Raw genomic sequence first — 2,602 nt, 5'->3', positions numbered from 1 at the left:
CCCTGGCATCCTCGCTCGCGGAGCCGTACGCCACCGGCACACCACTACCGCCCACGGGCCCGCCACGCTTCATCATGGCCGGACGCTCGCCCATCGCGCACTACGAAGGCCGGGCCAAGGAGCCGTCCGGTCACACCCTCGTCCGCCCCGCCGTACACGACGCCGCGACCGGCAAGCTCATCGCCGAGGTTCCGCTGCCGCCCGGGGTGACGACGTCCTGGCAGTACGTCGCCGCCGCGCGGGACAACCGCACGTTCGCGGTGTCCACCCTGACACGTCCGGGGGGCAAGGTCCGGTACATCGTCGTACGGCTGGACGACCACGGCCGCGCGGCGAAGACGCTGCTCGTCCCGGGCGACGTGGACCACGCGTACAAGGTCGCGCTCAGCGCGGACGGATCTCGACTGGCGTTCGCCAACTTCGACAGGGTCTCCATCGTCGATGTCGTGACCGGGCAGCGCCGGGACTGGAACAGCAGCTCCAACATGATCAGCGGCCTGGCCTGGTCTCCGGACGGGCGGCGGCTCGCGTTCGCCGCGTCGCGGCACGGGCTGGGCGTCCTCGACCCGGCCCGGCCGGAGACGGACCTGATCGCCGCGTCCACGATCGTCAAGCCACATGACGGGATGCCGCACCTCAGCTCGGTCGCCTACTCCGCCGACGGCAGGTCGCTGATCTACTCGCAGGGCCACGAGATCGCGACGATCCCGGCCGGCGGCGGCGGGCAGTCGCGCACGCTCGTCCGGCTGAAACTGCCGGGCGGCGGGATGCTCCAGCGGTTCGCCCTGGAGGGTACCGGCCGGTACGCGCTCGCCACGCACGGGCCGTGGCTGATCCGCGTGGACCTCGAAAAGGGCACGGCCCGCACGCTCCGCGACCCGGGCGACTTCGGGCAGCCCGCCTGGTGAGACCGCCGCTGTCAGCGGTATGTCAGGGCTGACAGCGGACTGTGCGCCGATTGACAGCGCGGTCGCGCACGATATGCGGCATGACGACAGGCATGAGCACGTCTGCCCCCGCTTTCGAGGCGGAGGGCCTGACCAAGCGCTTCGGGGATACGGTCGCGCTCAAAGGGATCGACCTGGCCGCCAGGCCGGGGACCGTACTTGGCGTGCTCGGGCCGAACGGGGCGGGCAAGACGACGGCCGTGCGCATCCTCGCGACGCTGCTGCGCGCCGACGGGGGCCGCGCCCGCCCTGGACCAGGGCGAGGGCGTCCTTGCGGGGCAGGGCGCGGCCCTTGGTGTACGCGGCCTCGTAGGCGGCGCGGCCGAGGTCGGCCGACAGCCGCTCGGTGATCCGGGCCACGTCGAGGTTGAACAGGTCGGGCGCGCCGCGGATCTGCTCGCTCGCGCCCAGCAGTTCGGCCGCGCGGCGCGGGTCGCCGCCGGCGGCCGTCGCGGTGGCCACGAGCACCCCGACCCTGGCCACGACCGGCATGTCCTTGGCCGACATCGCGTACTCGAACGCCTTCCCGGCCTCCGCGAGGGCGGTACCGGGGTCGCCGCGATCGACCGCGAGCTGGCCCATCGTGGTCCGCAGCAGCGCATGGAACTGCGGCGGCACGAACGGGGCCCCGGTGAGCAGGCGGCGGCTTTCGGCGTAGGCGCGCTCGGCCGCCGCGAGGTCGCCGCCGTGCCGGTTCAGGTCGCCCAGGTTGAGCAGGGCGAAGGCGACGTTGCGCGAGGAGGTCTCGTCGTTGCCGGGGGCCACGATGGCCTCCAGTTCGGCGCGGGCGCGCTCGACGTCGCCCTGCCTGATCCGGGTGGTGGCCAGCCAGACCCGCTGGTGCCCGCCTCGGTGGCCCAGCGCAGTGTGGCGAGCATGTTGTCGTGCTCGGCGTCCAGCCTGGCCACCGAGGGACGCTGCGCGCCGCTGCGGACGTACGGCTCGGCGGTCTCGGCCAGGCGCAGGTAGTAGGCCGCGTGCGCGGCCCGCAGCCCGGCCAGCTCGCCCCGCTCCGCGAGCCGTTCCAGCCCGTACTCCCTGATCGTCTCCAGCACCCGGTAGCGCGGGCCCTCGGTGACCTGCACCAGCGACTTGTCCACCAGGGCCGACAGACAGGCCGCGCACCCGCTCGCGGCGGGGATGGCGGGCGGCCAGCTCGCGCAGGCCGGCCACGGCGGGGGCGACCTCTCCTTCGGCGATCTTCGCCGCGTAGTGGTCTTCGGTGGCGGTGAGCCTGGCCTCCTCCAGGCGGGCGGCGGCGGCCGTGGCGAAGGGGGCGTCGGCGACGTCGGCCAGCGCCTGGCCGCGCCAGAGCGCCAGGGCCTGGCCCAGTACGCGCATCGCGGCGTGCGGGTCGCCCGCGCCGAGCGCGCGCCGCCCGTCGGCGGCCAGCCGCTCGAACCGGTGCGCGTCGATCGCCTCACGCGGTACGTCGAGCCGGTAACCGCCGGGCACGGACTCCACCCGGTGCGGCTGCCCGAGAGCCCGCCGCAGCCGTGACACCAGGGTCTGCAGCGCGTTGGCCGGATCGACCGGCGAGGCGGCACCCCACAGCGCCGAGGCCAGCTCATCGGCGGCGACCATCCGCCCGGGATCGAGCGCCAGCCGCACCAACAACGTACGCAACCGCGCCCCGCCCAACTCCACCCCCCTGC

The 2,602-nt window shown here is 74.3% G+C and carries 1 protein-coding gene and 2 pseudogenes; 2 read left to right on the top strand and 1 reads right to left on the bottom strand.

The window, feature by feature from the left end:
- On the top strand, window positions 1-908 hold a 908-nt coding region (locus C1I98_RS37770), incomplete at its 5' end, for a PD40 domain-containing protein (protein ID WP_199537519.1).
- Window positions 909-1,000: 92 nt separating this feature from the next.
- A pseudogene (locus tag C1I98_RS44760) lies at window positions 1,001-1,195 on the top strand (ATP-binding cassette domain-containing protein); the annotation flags it as partial.
- Window positions 1,196-2,123: 928 nt separating this feature from the next.
- On the opposite strand, the pseudogene C1I98_RS44755 reads toward C1I98_RS44760, so the two are convergent.
- Window positions 2,124-2,531 (bottom strand): annotated as a pseudogene (locus C1I98_RS44755) (AfsR/SARP family transcriptional regulator); the annotation flags it as partial.
- Window positions 2,532-2,602: the final 71 nt, after the last annotated feature.

Source organism: Spongiactinospora gelatinilytica, assembly GCF_003236385.1.
Taxonomy (GTDB): domain Bacteria; phylum Actinomycetota; class Actinomycetes; order Streptosporangiales; family Streptosporangiaceae; genus Spongiactinospora; species Spongiactinospora gelatinilytica.
Note: the sequence above shows the minus strand (reverse complement) of the source record. Positions and strands in the feature narration are given on the sequence as shown.